Origin of the sequence: Pseudomonas sp. CCI3.1 (assembly GCF_034313985.1) — a bacterium.
GTDB classification, from domain to species: Bacteria; Pseudomonadota; Gammaproteobacteria; order Pseudomonadales; family Pseudomonadaceae; genus Aquipseudomonas; species Aquipseudomonas psychrophila.
In genome coordinates this window covers 1,443,428-1,463,676 of the sequence record NZ_JAVIWO010000001.1, presented here as the reverse complement: position 1 = coordinate 1,463,676, position 20,249 = coordinate 1,443,428, and the positions used below count along the sequence as shown (strand labels likewise).

At 59.4% G+C, this 20,249-nt stretch carries 18 protein-coding genes; 9 read left to right on the top strand and 9 right to left on the bottom strand.

Going from position 1 to position 20,249, the window contains the following annotated elements; genetic code table 11:
• Positions 1-23: 23 nt before the first annotated feature.
• From RGV06_RS06695 to phhA, 6 genes are all read right to left on the bottom strand, one after another.
• On the bottom strand, positions 24-1,211 hold the full coding sequence (locus RGV06_RS06695; RefSeq protein ID WP_322149675.1) for an MFS transporter: 1,188 nt from the start codon (positions 1,209-1,211) through the stop codon (positions 24-26).
• A 35-nt stretch (positions 1,212-1,246) separates the two neighbouring features.
• Positions 1,247-1,423: a hypothetical protein gene (locus tag RGV06_RS06690; protein ID WP_019828784.1), complete on the bottom strand. Its 177-nt coding sequence runs from the start codon at positions 1,421-1,423 to the stop codon at positions 1,247-1,249.
• Between the two features lie 86 nt (positions 1,424-1,509).
• Positions 1,510-1,641: a hypothetical protein gene (locus RGV06_RS06685; protein WP_019828785.1), complete on the bottom strand. Its 132-nt coding sequence runs from the start codon at positions 1,639-1,641 to the stop codon at positions 1,510-1,512.
• A gap of 246 nt (positions 1,642-1,887) precedes the next feature.
• Positions 1,888-3,084 carry an amino acid aminotransferase gene (locus RGV06_RS06680; RefSeq protein ID WP_019828787.1) on the bottom strand — a complete coding sequence of 399 codons (1,197 nt, stop codon included), beginning with the start codon at positions 3,082-3,084 and terminating at the stop codon, positions 1,888-1,890.
• Positions 3,084-3,440 carry a 4a-hydroxytetrahydrobiopterin dehydratase gene (locus RGV06_RS06675; protein ID WP_019828788.1) on the bottom strand — a complete coding sequence of 119 codons (357 nt, stop codon included), beginning with the start codon at positions 3,438-3,440 and terminating at the stop codon, positions 3,084-3,086. The genes RGV06_RS06680 and RGV06_RS06675 overlap by 1 nt, the downstream gene beginning before the upstream one ends.
• A 45-nt stretch (positions 3,441-3,485) precedes the next feature.
• A complete protein-coding gene (gene phhA / locus RGV06_RS06670) occupies positions 3,486-4,277 on the bottom strand; it encodes a phenylalanine 4-monooxygenase (protein ID WP_322149674.1) in 792 nt (263 codons plus the stop codon).
• A gap of 335 nt (positions 4,278-4,612) precedes the next feature.
• Between phhA and RGV06_RS06665 the strand changes: the two genes are divergently transcribed.
• A complete protein-coding gene (locus tag RGV06_RS06665; protein ID WP_198822881.1) occupies positions 4,613-6,169 on the top strand; it encodes a sigma-54-dependent transcriptional regulator in 1,557 nt (518 codons plus the stop codon).
• A 42-nt stretch (positions 6,170-6,211) separates the two neighbouring features.
• On the opposite strand, the gene RGV06_RS06660 is transcribed toward RGV06_RS06665, so the two are convergent.
• Genes RGV06_RS06660 through RGV06_RS06650 form a run of 3 tightly spaced genes read right to left on the bottom strand, consistent with a single transcriptional unit; the run spans position 6,212 to position 9,815 of the window.
• Positions 6,212-8,791, bottom strand: coding sequence for a T6SS phospholipase effector Tle1-like catalytic domain-containing protein (locus RGV06_RS06660; protein WP_198822880.1), 2,580 nt, complete (start codon positions 8,789-8,791; stop codon positions 6,212-6,214).
• On the bottom strand, positions 8,776-9,309 hold the full coding sequence (locus RGV06_RS06655) for a DUF3304 domain-containing protein (RefSeq protein ID WP_322149673.1): 534 nt from the start codon (positions 9,307-9,309) through the stop codon (positions 8,776-8,778). The genes RGV06_RS06660 and RGV06_RS06655 overlap by 16 nt, the downstream gene beginning before the upstream one ends.
• Positions 9,294-9,815: a DUF3304 domain-containing protein gene (locus RGV06_RS06650; RefSeq protein WP_198822878.1), complete on the bottom strand. Its 522-nt coding sequence runs from the start codon at positions 9,813-9,815 to the stop codon at positions 9,294-9,296. Before RGV06_RS06650 ends, RGV06_RS06655 begins: the two co-directional genes overlap by 16 nt.
• A gap of 648 nt (positions 9,816-10,463) precedes the next feature.
• On the opposite strand from RGV06_RS06650, the gene RGV06_RS06645 reads away from it, so the two are divergent.
• The 8 genes from RGV06_RS06645 to RGV06_RS06610 all read left to right on the top strand — a co-directional run bounded on the left by RGV06_RS06645 (position 10,464) and on the right by RGV06_RS06610 (position 20,078).
• On the top strand, positions 10,464-11,204 hold the full coding sequence (locus tag RGV06_RS06645) for a flagellar basal body rod protein FlgF (protein WP_019828794.1): 741 nt from the start codon (positions 10,464-10,466) through the stop codon (positions 11,202-11,204).
• 45 nt (positions 11,205-11,249) lie between these two features.
• Positions 11,250-12,035 (top strand): flagellar basal-body rod protein FlgG, encoded by a 786-nt coding sequence (gene flgG, locus RGV06_RS06640; RefSeq protein ID WP_019828795.1) that lies wholly within the window; start codon positions 11,250-11,252, stop codon positions 12,033-12,035.
• A gap of 24 nt (positions 12,036-12,059) precedes the next feature.
• The gene (flgH, locus tag RGV06_RS06635; RefSeq protein ID WP_019828796.1) at positions 12,060-12,755 is read left to right on the top strand and encodes a flagellar basal body L-ring protein FlgH; all 696 of its coding nucleotides are present in this window, start codon (positions 12,060-12,062) and stop codon (positions 12,753-12,755) included.
• 26 nt (positions 12,756-12,781) lie between these two features.
• Entirely contained in the window at positions 12,782-13,891 is a 1,110-nt protein-coding gene (locus tag RGV06_RS06630; RefSeq protein ID WP_322149672.1) for a flagellar basal body P-ring protein FlgI, read from the top strand.
• Between the two features lie 10 nt (positions 13,892-13,901).
• Positions 13,902-15,161 (top strand): flagellar assembly peptidoglycan hydrolase FlgJ, encoded by a 1,260-nt coding sequence (gene flgJ / locus RGV06_RS06625; protein WP_322149670.1) that lies wholly within the window; start codon positions 13,902-13,904, stop codon positions 15,159-15,161.
• Between the two features lie 10 nt (positions 15,162-15,171).
• Complete coding sequence (gene flgK / locus RGV06_RS06620) at positions 15,172-17,199, top strand: flagellar hook-associated protein FlgK (RefSeq protein ID WP_322149669.1); 2,028 nt, start codon at positions 15,172-15,174, stop codon at positions 17,197-17,199.
• A 14-nt stretch (positions 17,200-17,213) separates the two neighbouring features.
• Positions 17,214-18,794: a flagellar hook-associated protein 3 gene (locus tag RGV06_RS06615; protein WP_322149668.1), complete on the top strand. Its 1,581-nt coding sequence runs from the start codon at positions 17,214-17,216 to the stop codon at positions 18,792-18,794.
• A 357-nt stretch (positions 18,795-19,151) separates the two neighbouring features.
• Positions 19,152-20,078: a ketoacyl-ACP synthase III gene (locus RGV06_RS06610; protein WP_019828801.1), complete on the top strand. Its 927-nt coding sequence runs from the start codon at positions 19,152-19,154 to the stop codon at positions 20,076-20,078.
• Positions 20,079-20,249: the final 171 nt, after the last annotated feature.

Genomic DNA, 20,249 nt, shown 5'->3' with positions numbered 1-20,249 from the left:
TCCTCCAATACCCCCAAAGGGCATTAAGTGACTCTCGCTCTCTGCGCCTGGCGATACAGGTAAACACTCAGCAACAACCCGCTAAATGCCGCCAGTGCCGCGAACAGAAAGATCGAAGCAAAGCCGAAGCCTGCCGCCACGGCACCCACCAGCGGGCCGGTGATGCCCAGTGACAGGTCGATAAACAGCGAGTACGCGCCCACTGCCGCCCCCCGGCTGGAGGCGGGAACCAGGTTGACCGCTTCAACGCCCAGCGCCGGGAATACCAGCGAGAAGCCGAAACCGCTCAAGGCTGCGCCCGCCAGCGCCAGTTCAGGGTTCGGTGCCAGCCAGAGGAGCAGCAAGCCCAGGGTTTCGACGCTCAGGCAGGCAATCGCCACCCTGAAACCGCCGATACGGTTGATAAAGTTGCCGAATATCAGCCGTGCACCAATAAAGCTGGCGCCGAACAGGCTCAGGCACAGCACCGCGTTTTCCCAGTGATTGGTCGCGTAGTACAGGGTGATAAAGGTCGCAATGGTGCCAAAACCAATCGAGCCCAACGCCAGCCCGGCACCGTGGGGGAATACACGCCCCAGCACATGCAGGAACGGCAGGCGCGCACCACTGACGATGGGCGCCGCGCGCTTGGGCCATGCCAGCAGCAAGCCCACCAGCGCCAGCAAAATAATGCTCACGCCCATGCTCCACATGCCCAAGTGGCTGACCATCACCACGCCCAATGGCGCGCCAATGGCAATTGCGCCGTAACTGGCAATGCCGTTCCATGAAATTACTTTGGCGGTATTGGCCGCACCGACCCGGCCAATACCCCAGCCGATGGAGCCGGAGCCCACCAGGCTTTCAGCGCTGCCCAGCACCAGTCGCCCGATCAGCAGGCAGGTAAGGCTTACGGCCGGCATCGATGCTGTCCAGCTCGATGCGAGCATCAATACGCCGCTCAGGCCGCAGCCCGCCAGGCCGTACATCACCGCGTGCTTGCTGCCCAGGTTGTCGATGATACGGCTGGCATAAGGGCGGCTCAGTAGCGTGGCCAGATATTGCACACTGATCACCAGCCCGGCGATGACGGTGCCATAGCCAAGGTGGTTGTGTACGTAACCGGGGAGCACGGCCAGCGGTATGCCGATATTCAGATAGCCGATAAAGGTAAACAGAACGATGGAAACCACTTGCAGAGTGATCGCCATAGGACGCTGTGTTTCGGGCATGGGGTAGGGGTCCTGCGGGGTACGGTTGAGGCAGATTACAGTGGTGCAACCAATTGTGTCGCGATTAAAGCGGCCAAGGCGTTTTCCTGAGTGCCGAAACGCTTGAGCAGGGTCGCCTGCTTCTCGGGGCTGAGACGCTCCCAGAGGTCGATCATTTTTTCGGCGGTGCCGATCAGAACGCTGGCTTGGGTTTCGCTGAAAGTGTCAGTCACGCATTAATCCGGAATAGGGGGGTGGAGCGATTGTGTCAGACGGTGTGAAAAACAAGCTGCTTTTCGCACCGTCTGAGTGTATGCCGTCAGTCTTCGCTGTCGGCCTGGAGGCTTTCTGAAGCCTCATCCAGAGCGCTGTTTTCGCCACTGGTGTGTTGCGGGATTGGCTGCTCGGTTTCGTGCAGGCTTGGGAAGGGGAGGTTTGGGATCTCGTGCATCGTCGCGCTCCTCGCAAGGTGTGTTTTAAGTAGCTTGCTAAGGATACAGGAGGGAGTGTGACAATTTGTCTTTTTATTGCGTCTGGGGGGAATTGTATCGAAATTTTCATCTGGCGGCGTAAGAACCCTGTAGTCGCTGCCGAAGGCTGCGTGAAGTCTGCGGTGAGCTTGAGAGAACGGGTTGCTCCGCAACCCTTCGCAGCCTTCGGCAGCGACTACAGGTACAGGTACAGGATCAGTACAAAATCAGCGGGTACACACCTGCGCAATCGCCTTGGCCAGCAGGCTCAGGCGCGTGCCGTCCACGCCGGCCATGTTGGCGCGGCCAGAACCGACCATGTACACGCTGTGCTTCTCGCGTAATAACTGGACTTGTTCTTGGGTCAGGCCGGTGTAGGAAAACATCCCGCGTTGCTCATTGATATGAGCGAAGTGTTCCGCCAGCCCGAACGGCGCCAGTGCTTCGACCAGGCCACTGCGCAAGTGCGCGATACGGCTGCGCATGGCTTCGACTTCGTCGATCCACAGGTTTTTAAGCTCTGCATCGCCGAGGATGGTCGCCACCACTGCCGCGCCATGATCCGGCGGGTTTGACCACAGGTTGCGAGCCAGGTACGCCAGCTGGCTGCGGATATCCGTCAGCTTTTCGCTGTCATTGGCACACACGATCAAGGCACCAACCCGTTCGCGGTACAGACCGAAGTTCTTCGAGCATGAACTGGTGATCAGTACTTCCGGCAACTCGCTGACGAACAGACGAGTTGACCAGGCATCCTCCTGCAAGCCGTCACCGAACCCCTGGTAAGCGAAATCGATCAGCGGCAGCAGTTCGCGACGGCGAACCACGTCCAGCACGTTTAGCCAGTCAGCTTGGGACAGGTCGAAACCGGTCGGGTTGTGGCAGCAGGCGTGAAGCAGCACCACATCGCCTTTTGGCGCGTGTTCCAGCGCTTCGAGCATTGCCGCCACGTTGAGCTTGTTGTCGCGGCCCACGTAGGGGTAGTGGCTGATCTTCAGCCCGGCAGCGGCAAAGATGGTTTCATGGATCGGCCACGTCGGATCGCTCAGCCAGATACCGCGGCCCGGCAGGCATTGCGCGATAAAGTCGGCGCTCAGGCGCAACGCACCGGTGCCGCCCGGGGTTTGGGTGGCTCCAGCACGTTTGCCCGCCAGCAGCGGCGAATCCTCGCCCAATACCAGCTCGGTGATCAATTGCCCAAAGCGGCTGTCGCCATGACCGCCGATGTACGTTTTGGTCAGTTGCTGGTCCACCAGGCGCTGTTCGGCCTTTTTGACCGACTGCAAGATCGGCGTCAGGCCGTTCGCGTCCTTGTAGACGCCCACGCCCAAGTCGAACTTGTCCGGGTTGCTGTCCTGCTGGTAGGCATCCATCAAACCGAGAATCGGGTCGCCCGGCACCCGACCTATGGCGTCGAAGTGCATTATTTGCGGCCTTCTGCAGTTTTTGCGACGTCGTCAGTGCGCGCGGCCATGATGAAATCGTTGCGGTGCAGGCCTTTGATCGAGTGGCTCCACCAGGTCACGGTCACCGAGCCCCACTCGGTCAGCAGGCCCGGGTGATGGCCTTCGGCTTCGGCGATTTCGCCCACGGCATTGGTAAAGGCCAGTGCGAACTTGAAATTCTTGAACAGAAACACCTTTTCCAGCTGCATGACGCCGTCGCGAACTTCGATGTTCCAGTCTGGAATCTGCTTGATCAGTACCGGCAGTTCTTCATCGCTGACTTGAGGAGCATCGGCGCGGCAGGCTTCGCAATGGGCTTGGTTCAGAGCGTTCATGGTGGATTCCTGAATTCATTTTTTATTGATAGGTAAAAAGACGTGTTATGCCGCTTTCGGTTTAGGCGCAAATTTGGGCGCGTGCAGGCCCATTGTCATGCCTTTTTCGACCATGCCCATGATGTCTTCGTGGGCCAGGTCAAACAGTCGCTTCAAGTCCGGGAGGACAAAATACAGCGGCTGCAAAATATCGATGCGATACGGCGTGCGCATGGCTTCCAGCGGATCGAAGACCTGATGTTCCGGTTCTGACGACAGGCTGTAAACCGTTTCTTTGGGCGACGAAAGAATCCCGCCGCCATAAATGCGTTTGCCTTCTGGCGTGTCCACCAGGCCGAACTCGATGGTCATCCAGTACAGGCGCGCCAGATACACCCGTTGCTCCTTGCTCGCTTGCAACCCCAGCTTGCCGTAGGTGTGGGTGAACTCGGCAAACCACGGGTTGGTCAGCAGCGGGCAGTGGCCGAAAATTTCGTGGAAAATATCCGGCTCTTGCAGGTAATCCAGCTCTTCGGGGGTACGAATAAAGGTCGCTACCGGGAATTGCTTAGTGGCGAGCAACTCAAAGAAGGTCTGGAAGGGGATCAGCGCGGGAACGCGGGCTACTTGCCAGCCAGTGGTGGCACCCAGTACCTGATTGATTTCGCTCAGTTGCGGGATGCGGTCGTGGGGCAGGTCCAGCTTTTCGATGCCTTCCATGTACTCTGGGCAGGCGCGGCCTTCCAGCAGTTTCAGCTGGCGGGTGATCAGCGTATTCCACACCGCGTGTTCGGCTGGTGTGTAGTCGATAAAGCCACTGGCATCCGGCTCACGGGCGACGTATTTCGTTTGCTTCATGGGGCTCTCCGCAAGGAAATCGTTTTTATTATTCGGTGTTGTTGCGATGCCTTAGTGATACCCCAAGTGATTGCTCCGTGCAGCTAGCCTAAAGCCAGTAATGCTGGGATGATGCGGGTTATTCGTAAAGTATTCGTTACGATGTGCGCTCCGGGCTGTCATTATTGAGTGTGCGACAGCACAACTGTCACAAAATCGTGACGATGAAATGCCCCTGAAGTATGAAAACTTCTCTGTGGGAGCGAGCCTGCTTGCGAAAGGCGCTCTTGAGGCCTTCGCGAGCAGGCTCGCTCCCACACTGGATCTCCATTGTTAGTTATCTCCGAGCCTTGCCCATGCGTATCAAAGTCCACTGCCAAAACCGGATTGGCATCCTTCGCGACATTCTTAACCTGTTGGTTGCCTACGGCATCAACGTGAAGCGTGGGGAGGTCGGGGGGGATCAGGGCAACGCGATTTATCTGTACTGCCCGAATTTGATCAACCTGCAATTCCAGGCCTTGCGCCCGAAGTTTGAAACCATCGCCGGGGTGTTTGGGGTCAAGCGCGTAGGCTTGATGCCCAGCGAGCGCAGGCATATGGAGCTCAATGCCTTGCTCGGGGCGCTGGAGTTTCCGGTGTTGTCCATCGACATGGGGGGCTGCATCGTTGCCGCCAACCGTGCGGCTGCACAGTTGCTCGGGGTGCGGGTCGACGAGGTGCCGGGGATTTCCCTGTCCCGTTATGCCGAAGACTTCGACCTGCCCGAGCTGGTGCGGGCCAACAAGTCGCGGATCAATGGCTTGCGAGTCACGATCAAGGGGCTGGTTTACCTGGCCGATATCGCGCCGCTGCAACTGGAACATGATGAAAGCGAGGCCATGGCCGGCGCCGTCCTGACCCTGCACCGCGCCGACCGCGTGGGCGAGCAGATCTACAACGTGCGCAAGCAAGAGTTGCGCGGTTTTGACAGCATCTTCCAGAGCTCTAAAGTCATGGCCGCCGTGGTGCGTGAAGCCCGGCGCATGGCGCCCCTGGATGCGCCGCTCTTGATAGAAGGCGAAACCGGCACTGGCAAAGAACTGTTGGCCCGCGCCTGTCACCTGGCCAGCCCCCGTGGCCAGTCGCCACTGATGGCGCTCAACTGTGCAGGGCTGCCGGAGTCGATGGCTGAAACCGAGCTGTTCGGGTACGGCCCGGGGGCGTTTGAAGGCGCGCGGGCCGAAGGCAAACTCGGCCTGCTGGAGCTGACAGCGGGCGGTACGTTGTTTCTCGATGGCGTAGGCGAAATGAGCCCGCGTTTGCAGGTCAAGCTGCTGCGCTTTTTGCAGGACGGTTGCTTCCGGCGGGTCGGCAGCGATGAAGAGGTCTACCTCGATGTGCGGGTGATGTGTGCCACCCAGGTCGACCTGTCCGAGTTGTGCGCCCGGGGCGAGTTCCGCCAGGACCTGTACCACCGGCTTAACGTGTTGTCGCTGCATATCCCGCCGTTGCGCGATTGCCTGGACGGGTTGGAGCCTTTGGTCGAGCACTTTCTGGATCAGGCCAGCCGACAGATCGGTTGCCCGCTGCCCCGCCTGGCGCCTGCCGCGAAGGACCGGTTGAGCCACTACCACTGGCCGGGCAACGTGCGCCAACTGGAAAACGTGCTGTTTCAGGCAGTGTCGCTGTGTGATGGCGGGGTGGTCAAAGCCGAGCATATCCGCCTGCCGGACTACGGCGTGCGCCAGCCGTTGGGCGAGTTCTCCCTGGAAGGCGGGTTGGACCACATTGTCGGCCGTTTCGAAAAGGCGGTGCTGGAGCAGCTGTATTCCGAGCACCCGAGCAGCCGATTGCTGGGCAAGCGGCTGGGGGTTTCCCACACCACCATCGCCAACAAACTGCGCGAGTACGACATTATCAAACCGGCCTAGATTTCTGTGACCTGAGGTGTAGCCCCAAGTACAGCTCGGCAACTAGCCCTTTAAGCTCTGCGCCACGCCCCTCGCCTGATCCAGCCAGCCCTTGGTCGGCTCAGCCTGGGGCGTTTGTGTTTGCAGCGCTTGCTCCAACAGGCTGTTGGTTTCAAGCGCTTGAGAGGCTTTGAGAATCGCGATCAAGTCAGCCGTAGTGGCGGTTTTTTCGGTCAGCGCAGGTGGCACGGGCAGCGCCTGGGCCGCTTTCACGGCGTCGCCGGTGTTTTTGGTAAAAGCGCATACGGCTTCTATGCCTTCGATCATCGGCAATGCCAGGCCTGTCACGGTGTCAAAAGCACTGATCTGCGGGAACCCCACCTTGCCGCGAAGCACCGGGGTGCCCAGGCTTGGCAGAATCAGCCCCACCAAAAAGCGCGGGTCCTGGCGCCTGATCGTCAGGCCGACACTGGCCACCGCCAGGGCGACACCCACCACGCGTCCGGCGTTCACCAGTAGCGACAGTTCGTTGTTGGATTGAGTGTCGAAGAAGATCCCGCGGTATCGAAAGTAGTCGCTGAACACCTCCCGCTCGTTCAAGGCCGCGTTCATGAACCAGGCGCGGGAATCATGCACATGCTCGTCAAACAGGCCCACGATCGCCCAGGCTTTGTCGTTCACCGGCTTGCCGTTGGCGCCGAACAGCAGGGCGTAATTCGCTTCACCGGCCTGGCGCAGTTCGACATAGTGCTCGGCCTCATCCTGGCCGTTGGTCATATACACCAGTCCGCCCACCAGGGTGTTGAAGAGGGTGCCTAAACTGATCATCTCGCTGAAGGTCAAGTTCCACTCCGGCACGTAGTCACGCCGAAAATCGGCCATGGCGTTGCGCAACTGGCGGTAATCCAGGTTGGGCTCATACATCTTGCTAGTGTTGAACGAGTCGGCAGGCTGGGTGCCGGTGCGCTTTTCATAAGCCACTTTTGTGGCTTGATGTTTTTTTTGCGATGCCAGCTCGGCTTCGGACCATACCGGCGCTTGAGAGCCGGCGCGCATGGCGGCGTCTTCTTCGAGTTGCCTGGCGTGCAAGGCCATGAACGCGTCGACTTCGTCGCCGTCCATATCGCTCGCGGGGCCGTTTTGCAGTACCCGCCCATAGATATTCGTCCAATTGATCCGGTCCATGGCGTAGCGGCTGATGCGCCAACCGGTAATCAACCCGGCTTCGCGGGCCATGACCTCTTCCAGCGGGCCGTTGTCCATGTTGTCGAGCCAGGTGTTGAAACGTTCGATCAGGGTGGGGGCGACCTGGAATTCAACCGCCGTCGCACCATCCATCACACGCCATGGCCAGCGCCTTTCCAATTCGTTTTCGAGAGCATCTTTGGGTGCCTGCAGCGGAGCGCCAACTTTGTAGGCCTCGTCATACATATGGTGCAGGGCAATCTGCGATAGCACCTCTTTTCCCCCTGCTGCAGCTTTGCCCTGATCGCCGGGCGGGTAACCGCCACCCACGTCGGAGTGCATGCCGGGGTAGAGGTACTCCGCCGTGCCGTTGCGGTAGGTCGAAGGGCAATTCGGATCGTCGGGGTTGGCTTTGCGCCGGATCGAATCCAGCGGGAAGCAACTGCGCTGCTCGTGGGCGGCCACCATGTGCACGCAGTGCTCAAGAAACGCTTCGGAGTCTGACAGGCGCAGCGTGCCGTCGGCCCAGCCCATATGGCCTGCGGCAAACGGCGCCAGGTAAGGGATGCCCACTGAGGCAACGGTGTCGAACAAGCCCATAAACACAATTTTGATCGGCAACCCGGCAAACAGGTAGCAGGTGGTGCCTTCCACCTCGACCTTGGTCAGGGCTTCCAGCCAGTTGGCAAATGCCCGCGCCTGGGCTGCCCCCCGTGAAAAGCCGTACACGAACAGGCGTATGGCCTTGATCTCAGCGATGGTCTTGCCGGTATGGGCCGCGTCGATCTGGGCTTTGAGTTCGGCCAGCGGTTGATCCAAGACTTCTTTGCGACGGTCATAGCTGTTTTTGAAGAGTGAGACCCCGAGGGCATCTTCGGTGAGGCTGGTGCCCATTTTATGTACGAGGGCGTAGGCATCTCCATTATCAAGATAAGTATCGCCAGAGGCCCTTTTCAGTGCGTCAATCAAACGGGTCAACCCCCAATTGATTCGGTTCTCGCCACCAACGGAAGCCATCAACCCTGCACCATCGGGTTTGAACTCGCCTATTTCCTTGAATTCGGTGCCGACGCCTTGCAGGTAATAACGATAAAACCCCTCTCTCTGTTCTGCTTCATGTTCAGAGCCTCCCAAGCTCGCATGAAACAGACGTGCCACATTGGTCGTGGTCGACGGTAACGCCAGGCTGTCCGAAGGCTCATGGTTATTAGTACCGTCAAAGCAAAGCGTGATGGTCACCATCTTCATGCACGGTGCCCCCGCGTAAACCCTACCGGCAGCACGCTCTGCGTCCATCGCCTGCTGTTCAAACGGGTGGAAAGCCTTCAGTTGCTCCCGATAATTACGCAATACATCCCCTGGTGTTTGCGGCAATAACCCACTCGTTTTGAAGTCGGGGGTCAGGCTGAGGAACTCCGGATCAGGCTTTTTGAATGGTGGGATTATGGCGTCGGGCATGTGGCAGGCTCCTGCATTTTTTGAGGGAATTTATAGGGGTAGTTGGGTGAGCGGGGCATCATTAGACCTGCCGTAACAGCGACTTGGTTGCAGGGTAGAAAGTGAACATTGACGACACCTAAGCGTTCATACGGCGCCACCGCCACAACGGCACGATGGCGGGTGTACTTGGCTTCGTGCTCTCGGGCGGCCTTGGACCAAGCATCGGAATAGCGGGGTTTGGGCCAGTCGGCATATGCATGTGGATTGGGGTCTTTCTCCCACTCGACCACTACCGTCAAACCGGGGTGCCATTTCACGGGAAGCGTCGCGCAGCACATTTGCCCGCCGCCGTATCCGTAGGGCGCCAAATTGGGCCCGCCATTCTTATTCACCGAAAACCGGTTAATCGCCGCCGAGGTATGGCTGTACCCCTCGATGGGCGCGCCTAACCGGTCAGGTATGGCGTCGGCGCAGCCCTGCAGCGAGAGGGCGCTGATTAACATCACCAACAGTCCACGGATCACGGCGTCGGACATGTGGCAGGCTCCTGCATTTTTTGAGGGAATTTATAGGGGTAGTTGGGTGAGCGGGGCATCATCAGACCTGCCGTAACAGCGACTTGGTTGCAGGGTAGAAAGTGAACATTGACGACACCTAAGCGTTCATACGGCGCAACCGCCACAACGGCACGATGGCGGGTGTACTTGGCTTCGTGCTCTCGGGCGGCCTTGGACCAAGCATCGGAATAGCGGGGTTTGGGCCAGTTGGCGGAATCAAACGGATTGGGGTCTTTCTCCCACTCGACCACTACCGTCAAACCGGGGTGCCATTTCACGGGAAGCGTCGCGCAGCACATTTGCCCGCCGCCGTATCCGTAGGGCGCCAAATTGGGCCCGCCATTCTTATTCACCGAAAACCGGTTAATCGCTGCCGAGGTATGGCTGTACCCCTCGATGGGCGCGCCTAACCGGTCAGGTATGGCGTCGGCGCAGCCCTGCAGTGAGAGGGCGCTGATTAATATCAAAAGGGGCAAGCAGTTCATAAGTGGGTCTTGTCTCTTGTCAGGCTTATTGAAAGAAGAGCACCCAGTGCAATGCCAGTGGGTGTTTGCTAAGTGCCTTTAAAGTGTTAGTGAGATTATTGAAACGCCCGTGAGGGTGGCTGGAGTTCAGGCGTCTTATAACTATCAAGTCTAGTGTTGGCAAAATCAAATGCTCTTTATGGTGTTCATAAAAGTTTGCCAATGCAGGGGCGGCTGAAGTGTATAAACAAATAAACGAAACTTATAAAAGTGCGCAAGAAGTTGCACAGTGTTGGTCGGTTTCTTGTGTTTTAGTCTGCAGATAACTGTTCGCCAGTTTGTTCTTGTAATAAGTGTGCAACTTCTTGCGCACTGGTTAATACCGAGCATTTGCGTGAATTGTCGGCGCCAGGATTTTCAGAGGCAGGTTGGGGCAAGGGAAGTGCAAGGTTTTCCGGATTTTGCCTCGTCAGCGACACGTTTCTGGCCATGCATTGCCGCAACCGGCATAACCCCGCCGTTTTCATCCCGCTGATCTTGCCCCGTACCTCACCCCACCCCCTCGCAAACCCGCGCTGCATGGCGTCAAAAAATAGTTGGTGCGCAAATTGCTTTAGCCATCGCAGTACAGCGGTGGGCGGCAAGCGTCCGTCAGACAGAGGAAAGACTGTGGACAAGTACCTTTATGTGGCAATGACCGGCGCCAGTCAGAACGCACTGGCGCAAAAGGCCCATGCCAACAATTTGGCGAACATCTCGACCAACGGTTTTCAGCGTGACCTGGAACAGGCCCGCTCGATGCCGGTGTTTGGTGACAGCTTTCCGGCGCGTGCCTTTGCTCTGAGCGAACGCCCCGCGACCGACTTCACTCCCGGCGCTCTGGTTGAAACAGGGCGCGATCTGGACGTGGCCGTGTCCGGCGATGGCTGGCTGGCCGTGCAGGCACCTGACGGCAGTGAAGCCTATGTGCGTACCGCGAGCATGAATGTGGATGCCCTGGGCATTCTGCGTGCTGGCAACGGGATGCCGATCATGGGCAACGGCGGGCCGATCGCGGTACCGCCCCAGCAACAGATCGAAGTCGGCCAGGACGGCACCATCAGCATTCGTGCCCAGGGCGAAGGCCCGCGGGTGATGGCGCAAGTGGACCGCATCAAGCTGGTCCAGCCCGACCTGAAAACCATGAGCAAGGGCCTGGACGGCCTGATCCACACCAACGACGGTCAGCCGGCGCCAGCCGATGCCAACGTGCAGGTGGTTTCGGGGTTTCTGGAGGCGAGCAACGTCAATGCCGTCGATGAAATGACCTCGGTGCTGGCCCTGTCCAAGCAGTTCGAGTTGCACATCAAAATGATGAACACCGCCAAAGAAGACGACCAGGCCATGACTCGCGTCTTGTCCATCAGCTAATTACTTGAACGCAGCGCCGAAAAATCGGCGCGCGAGGAGAGCACCATGCTTCCGGCACTGTGGGTTGCAAAAACAGGTTTGGCTGCACAAGACACCAACCTGACCACCATTTCCAACAACCTGGCCAACGTGTCGACCACCGGTTTCAAACGTGATCGCGCCGAGTTTCAGGACTTGCTCTACCAGATCAAGCGCCAGCCAGGTGCCCAGTCGACCCAGGACAGCGAACTGCCGTCGGGCCTGCAAGTGGGCACCGGGGTGCGCATCGTGGGCACGCAAAAGAACTTCGCCGCCGGTAGCCTGCAGACCACCGACCAGCCGCTGGACATGGCAATCAATGGCCGTGGTTTCTTCCAGATCATGCAGCCCGACGGGACCACGGCCTACAGCCGCGACGGTACTTTCCACCTGGATGCCAACGGCCAGATCGTCACCGCCAGCGGCTTTGCCCTGGAACCGGCGATTGTGGTGCCCGCCGATGCCCAGACCTTCACCGTCGGCCAGGACGGTACCGTGTCGGTGACCATCGCCGGCAACCCGGCCGCCCAAGTGATCGGCAACGTGCAGACCGCCGACTTCATCAACCCGGCCGGTTTGCAGTCCCAGGGCGGCAACCTGTTCCTGGAAACCGCCTCCAGCGGCGCGCCGCAGATTGGCACCCCGGGCCTCAACGGTTTCGGTCTGACCATGCAGAGCATGCTTGAGACTTCGAACGTCAGCACCGTGGAAGAAATGGTCAACATGATCACCACTCAGCGCGCCTACGAGATGAACTCGAAAGTGATCTCCACCGCTGACCAGATGTTGTCGTTTGTCACGCAAAACCTGTAATTACGTGAAATAGCGGGAGAGCTCATGAAGCGCTTGTTTTCTGTTCTGGCACTGGGCGCCATTACCTTTGTGGCGGGGTGCGTCAGTCCGCCTCCGCGGGCCAACGACCCGTACTACGCCCCTGTCCTGCCGCGCACGCCGCTGCCGGCTGCGGCCAATAACGGTTCGATTTACCAGGCTGGCTTCGAGCAGAACCTGTACAGCGACCGCAAGGCGTTCCGCATTGGCGACATCATTACCATCACTCTGAACGAGCGGACGCAGGCGAGCAAAAACGCCAACTCGGCGATCGGTAAAAACAGCAATACCAGCATCGGCCTGACCTCGTTGTTCGGCAGCGGCCTGACCACCAACAACCCGCTGGGCAGTGGTGACCTGAGCCTCAATGCCGGTTACAGCGGCAGCCGTGCCACCAAGGGCGACAGCAAGGCGGGGCAGGGCAACAGCCTTACCGGCTCGATCACCGTGACCGTGGCCGACGTGCTACCCAACGGCATCATCGCCGTGCGTGGTGAGAAGTGGATGACCCTGAACACGGGCGACGAACTGGTACGCATTGCCGGTCTGGTGCGGGCGGATGACATCGCCACCGACAACACCGTGTCTTCGACTCGCGTGGCCGATGCGCGCATTACCTATTCGGGGACCGGCTCGTTTGCCGATGCGAGTCAGCCAGGCTGGTTTGACCGATTCTTCCTTAGTCCGTTATTCCCTTTTTAACCGAGTCTTTCCAAGTGAATCGAGCCATGCCCAACCTCAAGCATTTGCTGGCAGCCGTGTTGCTGTTGTCGACCTCCCTGGGCGTTCACGCCGAGCGGTTGAAAGACATCGCCAGCATTTCTGGCGTGCGCTCCAACCAATTGATTGGTTACGGCCTAGTGGTCGGGTTGAATGGCACGGGCGACCAGACCACGCAAACCCCGTTCACCCTGCAAACGTTCAACAATATGCTGTCCCAGTTCGGCATCAAGGTACCGCCGGGCTCGGGCAATGTGCAGCTTAAAAACGTGGCCGCGGTGTCCATCAGTGCCGACTTGCCAGCGTTCGCCAAGCCGGGGCAGGTGATCGACATCACCGTTTCGTCCATCGGCAACTCCAAAAGCCTGCGCGGCGGTACGCTGTTGCTGACGCCGCTCAAGGGCATCGATGGCAACGTGTATGCGATCGCCCAGGGCAACCTGGTGGTAGGCGGTTTTGATGCAGAAGGCCGTGACGGCTCGAAGATCACCGTCAACGTTCCGTCAGCCGGACGCATTCCGGGCGGCGCCTCGGTGGAGCGTGCGGTGCCCAGTGGCTTCAACCAGGGCAACAGCCTGACCCTGAACCTCAACCGTTCTGACTTCACCACGGCCAAGCGCGTAGTGGACAAGATCAACGACCTGCTCGGCCCGGGTGTGGCGCAGGCAATTGACGGTGGCTCGATCCGTGTGACCGCGCCGCTGGACCCAAGCCAGCGGGTGGATTACCTGTCGATCCTGGAAAACCTCGAAGTCGATCCGGGGCAGGCGGTGGCCAAAGTCATCATCAACTCGCGCACCGGCACCATCGTGATTGGCCAGAACGTCAAGGTCTCGCCTGCCGCCGTGACCCACGGCAGCCTGACCGTGACCATCACCGAAGACCCGATTGTCAGCCAGCCCGGCCCGCTGTCCAACGGCGAAACCGTGGTAGTGCCGCGCTCGCGCCTCAATGCCCAGCAAGAAGCCAAGCCCATGTTCAAGTTCGGCCCGGGCACCACCCTGGACGAGATCGTAAGGGCGGTGAACCAGGTCGGCGCGGCGCCAGGGGACTTGATGGCGATTCTCGAAGCGCTGAAACAGGCCGGCGCCTTGCAAGCCGACCTGATCGTGATCTGAGGCCGACGTTATGGACATGCATAAGAGCGGGGTGGTCAGTGGCAGCGATTCGGGAGCGTTTACCGACCTTAATCGGCTGAACAACCTGAAGGTCGGCGACCGCGAAAGCGACGCCAATATGCGCAAGGTGGCGCAGGAATTCGAGTCGCTGTTCCTCAACGAAATGCTCAAGTCCATGCGCTCGGCAAACGAAGTGCTGGGCAAGGACAATCCGCTCAACACCCCTGCGGCCAAGCAGTATCAGGAAATGTACGACCAGCAACTGTCGGTGACGCTGTCCCGGCAGGGCGGTGGTATCGGCCTGGCAGACGTGCTGATGCGCCAGATGTCGAAAAACAAGTCCGCCGTGCCGGGGGAGTCTGCGGTGACCACGGCGCTGACCGCTGAAGTTAAAACTCCTGCGGCCACCCCTGCGGTGGACAGTCCTTTTGTCCGTTCCAGTGGCCAGCGCCCGTTGTGGGCTTCGCGGGTTGCTATCGCGCCGGATGCGGCAGCGGGCGGGCACAAAAATGACATGGCCATGCTCAATCAGCGACGCCTGGCGTTGCCGACCAAGCTGACCGACCGCTTGTTGGCCGGGATCGTACCTTCCGCCGACCCGGCGCGTTCAACCCTCAATACAGGCGCAGTGCCGGAGCGCACTTCGCCGGGGCTTGATGCTGTGCTCAAGGGCGGCCGCCAGCCGATGCTCAGTGCCAGTGGTGCGCATGGGCGGATGCAGATTTATGGCCGTGCCGTGGCGCAGCCGCCATTGGCCCCGGCCAAGCAGGCGTTCAGCTCCCCCGATGCGTTCGTCGCGACGATGTTGCCGATGGCGCAGCAGGCTGCCGACCGCATTGGTGTCGATCCGCTGTATCTGGTGGCGCAAGCGGCACTGGAAACCGGCTGGGGCAAGTCGGTGATGCGCCAGCAGGACGGCAGCAGCAGCCATAACCTGTTCGGCATCAAGGCCACCGGCAACTGGCAGGGTGCGCAAGCGCGGGCCATCACCAGTGAGTTCAAGGGCGGGCAGAGGGTCAAGGAGACGGCGGACTTCCGCTCCTACGATTCCTATCAGGACAGCTTCCACGATCTGGTCACGCTGTTGCAGAGCAACAATCGTTATAAAGAAGTACTCAACGCGGCCGATAAACCGGAGCAGTTTGTACGTGAGTTGCAGAAGGCCGGTTACGCAACCGATCCTGAATACGCGAGCAAGATTTCTCAGATAGCCAAGCAAATGAAAACCTACCAGAGCTACGCCTCGACGGGTTCTCTCACGAATTTATAAGGTTTGAACCATGGCGAGTTTGATCAACATCGGGATGTCGGGGCTAAACGCCAGCCAGGGCGCATTGGCCACCGTGGGCAACAACATTGCCAACGCCAATACCTCGGGCTATTCGCGTCAGCAAATTGTCCAGGGCAGTGGCGCTTCGCAGCAGGTGGGCGGGGTGTTTATCGGCACCGGCACCACCCTGGCCGACGTGCGCCGCGTGTACAACTCATACCTCGACGCCCAGTTGCAAACCACCACCTCGCTCAACGGCGATGCTCAGGCCTACCTCGATCAGATCGGTACGGTCGACAAACTGCTGTCGGATAAAAACACCGGCGTTTCGGCCGCCCTCAGCAGCTTTTTCAGCTCGTTGCAGACTTCCGCCGCTGCCCCCGGTGATATGTCGGCGCGCCAGTTGCTACTCACCAGCGCGCAAACCCTGAGCAACCGTTTCAACTCGATTTCGTCCCAGCTCAATCAGCAGAACGAAGGCATCAACAGCCAGCTGGACACCCTGACCTCGATGGTCAACCAGCACACGGCGACCATTGCTTCGCTGAACAAGCAGATCGCCCAGGCCACCACGGCGGGCAATATCCCGAACAACCTGCTGGATGCGCGCAACGAAGCGGTGCGCACGCTCAATGAGCTGGTCGGGGTAACGGTTCAGGAACACGACAACGTTTACGACATTACGCTGGGCACCGGTCAGACCCTGGTGCAAGGCTCTACCTCCAATACCTTGTCGGCGGTGCCGGGCCAAGTCGATAAAAGCCAGTTCAGCATCCAGATCAATTACCAGCAGTCCAGCTCCGATGTGACCTCGGTGCTCAGCGGCGGCAAGATCGGCGGCCTGCTGCGTTATCGCGATGATGTGCTTGCGCCCGCGATCAACGACTTGGGGCGTACTGCGATTGTGGTTGCCGATGCGATCAACAAGCAGTTGGGGCAGGGCCTGGATGCCAATGGCGAGTTCGGCTCGTCGATGTTCAACAGCATCAACAGCGAAAAAGCCATCACCCAGCGCAGCCTGGCGGCGACGGGCAACAGTGCCGGTTCGAGCAACCTGAACGTAAGCATCAGCGACAGTAGCCAACTGACGGCCTATGACTACAAGGTGACGTTTACCAGTGCCACCGAATACACGGTCCAGCGCTCTGACGGCCAGGATGCCAAGGGCCCGTTCAAGCTCGGTGACAAGCAGGAGATTGACGGTTTTACCCTCCAACTCCCCCAGGGCGGCGCGGTAGCTGCGGGCGACAGCTTCAAGGTCAGCCCCACCCGCACCGGCGCCAGCGCTATCGGCGTGCAAATGAGCGATGCCAATAAGTTGGCGTTTGCCGGGCCTTTGGTGGCGGGGGCGGGCGGTTCCAACAGTGGTACGGGCGCGGTGGGTGGCCTGAGCCTGTCCTCGGTGCTGGATATTTACGGCGGCGTCGATCTGGGCAAGTCGCAAAGTGATATTGAAGGCGCAATGCCGGTACGGATTGCCTTTGACGAAGCCGGCGCCGACGGCACCCAGACTTATCGGGTGCTGAACGAAGCGGGCAAGGAAATCGGCAAAGGCAGCATCGTGCCGGGGCAGGACAACAAGGTCACGATCAATGTGCCCGTCACCAACGCGGACGGCACCACGACCAACGTCGGTTTTGACACTGTTATCAGCGGCTCGCCGGGCAAGGGCGACAGCTTCGATATCAAGTTCAACAAGGACGGCAAGGCCGACAACCGCAACGGCAACGAACTGTTGGCCCTGCAAACCAAAGCCACAGTCGGTGTAGGCAAGGACGGCACTGGCGGTGTCAGCATGGCGACCTCCTACAGCCAGCTTGTGTCAAAGGTGGGCGGCAAGGCCAGCCAGGCGGCTGTCGACGGCACTGCAAACGGCGCGGCACTGGCCTATGCCAAGGAAGTGCGCAACTCGGTGTCACAGGTCAACCTGGATGAAGAAGCGTCCAACCTGGTCAAGTTCCAGCAGTACTACACCGCCTCGTCGCAGATCATCAAAGCGGCGCAAGCAACCTTCAGCACGCTGATCAACAGTCTTTAAGGGAGCCCGCGACGATGCGTATTTCTACCTCGCAGTTTTTTGAATCGACCAGTGCCACCTACCAGAACAACTTCTCGTCGGTGATCAAGACCCAGGGCCAGATCGACTCCGGCGTGCGTATCCAGACGGCCGCGGATGATCCGGTGGGCGCTGCGCGTTTGCTGCAACTGCAACAGCAAAAAGACATGCTGGGCCAGTACAGCACCAACATGAACAGCATCAAGGCGTCGCTGGGGGCTCAGGAAGCGGTGCTCGACAGCATCAACACCGCCTTGCAAAAGGCCGGTGAACTGGCGCTTGGGGCGGGCAGCGGTAAAAGCGACGCGGACCGCACTGCAATCGCCAACGAACTGGGCAGCATTGAAGAGCAGGTGTTCAGCCTGCTCAACAGCAAGGACGTCGCAGGCAACTACATGTTCTCGGGCTCCAGGACCGATACCCCGCCCTATACCCGAAACAATGACGGCACCTACAGCTATCAGGGCGACGACACCCAGCTCAACCTGAAAGTCTCGGACACCCTGACCCTGGCCAGCAGCGACACGGCCAAAAGCTTTATGGAGAACTCGGTCAATACCGGGCGTACCCAGGCCACCTTTGTGCCGGGGGTGGACGCCAATGGCGAGCCTACGGTCAATGATGGCAAGCTCTCCGTCTCTGCCGGCCTGGTCACTTCAAGTCCTGTGTTCAACAAGAGCTTTGCCGAAGGCCAGCCGTACACGCTGACATTCAGCAGCAGCACCCAGTACACCGTGACCGACCGCGACGGCAACGACCTGACCTCGCAAATGGCGGGCAATGGCGTGTTCGACCCGACCAAGGATGGCGCACAGAGCATCAGCCTGCGTGGCGTGTCCTTTGACATCACCCCCAACCTCAAAGACGTTCCGGCAGCGGACCGGGATGCAGCAGTGGCGGGGCGTACCTTTACCCTTGAGGCCAAGCCGGACTCGTTCAATGCCTCGCGCACGCCGAGCAACGGCTCGACAGCGCAGATCACCAACGCGACCGTGACCGACCCCGGGGTCTACGGCGACAGCTTTCCGAGCAATGGCGCGGTGATCAAATTCACCAGCGCCACGGAGTACGACGTCTATGCCCAGCCGCTGACGGCCGACAGCAAGTCGATTGCCCAAGGGAACGTTGCCGACGGTGCGCTCGGGATCACGTTCGATTTTGCCGGCACGGCACAGGCGGGTGACCAGTTCTCGATCAACCGCAACAACCACCAGAGCCAAAGCGCGCTGGACACCATCAGTGAGCTGCGCAAGGCGCTGGTGATCCCGAGCGACAAAGATCCGCTGGCCCAGCAAACGCAAAAAGACGCGATCAACTCGGCGATCGGCAACCTGAAAAACGCCAGTGCGGGGGTCGACAGCGCCCGGGGTTCGATTGGTGCGCGCTTGAAGGCGGTGGACATCCAGGCTGACGAAAACATCAGCCTGGGCCTGGCCAACGACTCCACCACGGCGGCGATTGGCAACACCGACATGGCCGGGGCCTCCATCGAACTGGCGTTCCAGAAGGCCATGCTCGAAGCCTCGCAACTGGCGTTTGTCAAAATCTCCCAGCTGAGCCTGTTTAACCAGCTTTAAACAGCTGCGCAGAGACCTCTATGTGGGAGCGAGCCTGCTCGCGATAGCCATAACGCGGTGATTCAGGCATACCGCGTTATGGCTATCGCGAGCAGGCTCGCTCCCACAGGGAATCCCTGTGTTCTCGTAATGTTTTGTATAAAACCACACAAAATAGCGTGACCTATGAGTCATTACGCGCATCTTCACTGTATCGTGTGAAACGTACGGGCGGGTGCCGGGCCTTTTTCAGGCTGTTTTGTCTATTTTCATGCACCCACATTCGCCGCATTCCTGCGCGATAAAGCCCTTTTATTGTCAACGCCCCTCGGTTGTACGAGCGGGTGATCTCCAGCTATTCAGTATTGGGAAGCCACAATGATTGGCATTAAAAGCATCGCCAGTTACGTGCCAGCAAGCGGTGTAGACAACTACGCGCAAGGCGCGAAGTTCTCCAAGGACGAAGAATTCATTCTGGGCAAGATCGGTTCGGCCTTTCTGCCGCGCAAAGACGCTGACCAGGAAACCTCGGACCTGTGTGTCGAAGCGGTCAACGCGCTGTTCGCCAACAATCCGCAGCTTAAACGCGAATCCATTGACGCACTGATCGTCGTCACCCAGAACGGCGACGCCGAAGGCCTGCCGCACACGGCCGCTATCGTTCAGGACAAGCTCGGTCTGCCGACCCACGTGGCTGCCTTTGATATTTCCCTGGGGTGCTCGGGTTATGTCTACGGCATCTACGCGATGAAAGGCTTTATGGAGGCCACGGGCCTGAAAAACGGCCTGCTGATCACCGCAGACCCGTATTCGAAAATCGTCGACCCTGAAGACCGCAACACCACCATGCTCTTCGGCGATGCGGCCACCGCCACCTGGATGGGCGAAGACGCTCCCTGGCAGTTGGGCAAGGCCAAGTTCGGCACCGACGGTTCCGGCGCTCCGCACCTTAAAGTCAGTGATGGCGTGTTCTTCATGAACGGTCGCCAGGTCTTCAACTTCGCGCTGCTCAAAGTGCCTGCGCACCTGAACGAGCTGCTGGAAGAGTCCGAACTGACCTCCAAAGACATCGACGCCTTCTGCATCCACCAGGGCAGTGCGGCCATTGTCGACGCCGTGGCCCGCCGTTTTGAAGGCGAGCCCGAGAAGTTCATCAAGGACATGGTCGAGACCGGCAACACCGTGTCGTCGAGCATTCCTCTGCTGCTGGAAAAACACGTCATGGAAGCCAGCTGGAAGCGCGTAGCGCTGAGCGGCTTCGGCGTGGGCCTGTCGTGGGGCTCGGCGATCATCTATCGCCCATAAGCTTCAAGCCGACACACAAAACGCCCGTGGCCCAAAAAGCCACGGGCGTTTTGCGTTCTGATAGGGGCTGATGCCATCTGTGGGAGCGGGGGATGCCTGGCAGGTCATCCCTCGCTAACCCCCTGAAATACAAGGGATGGCCTCCTGCCAGTAAAAAAATTCAAAAAAACC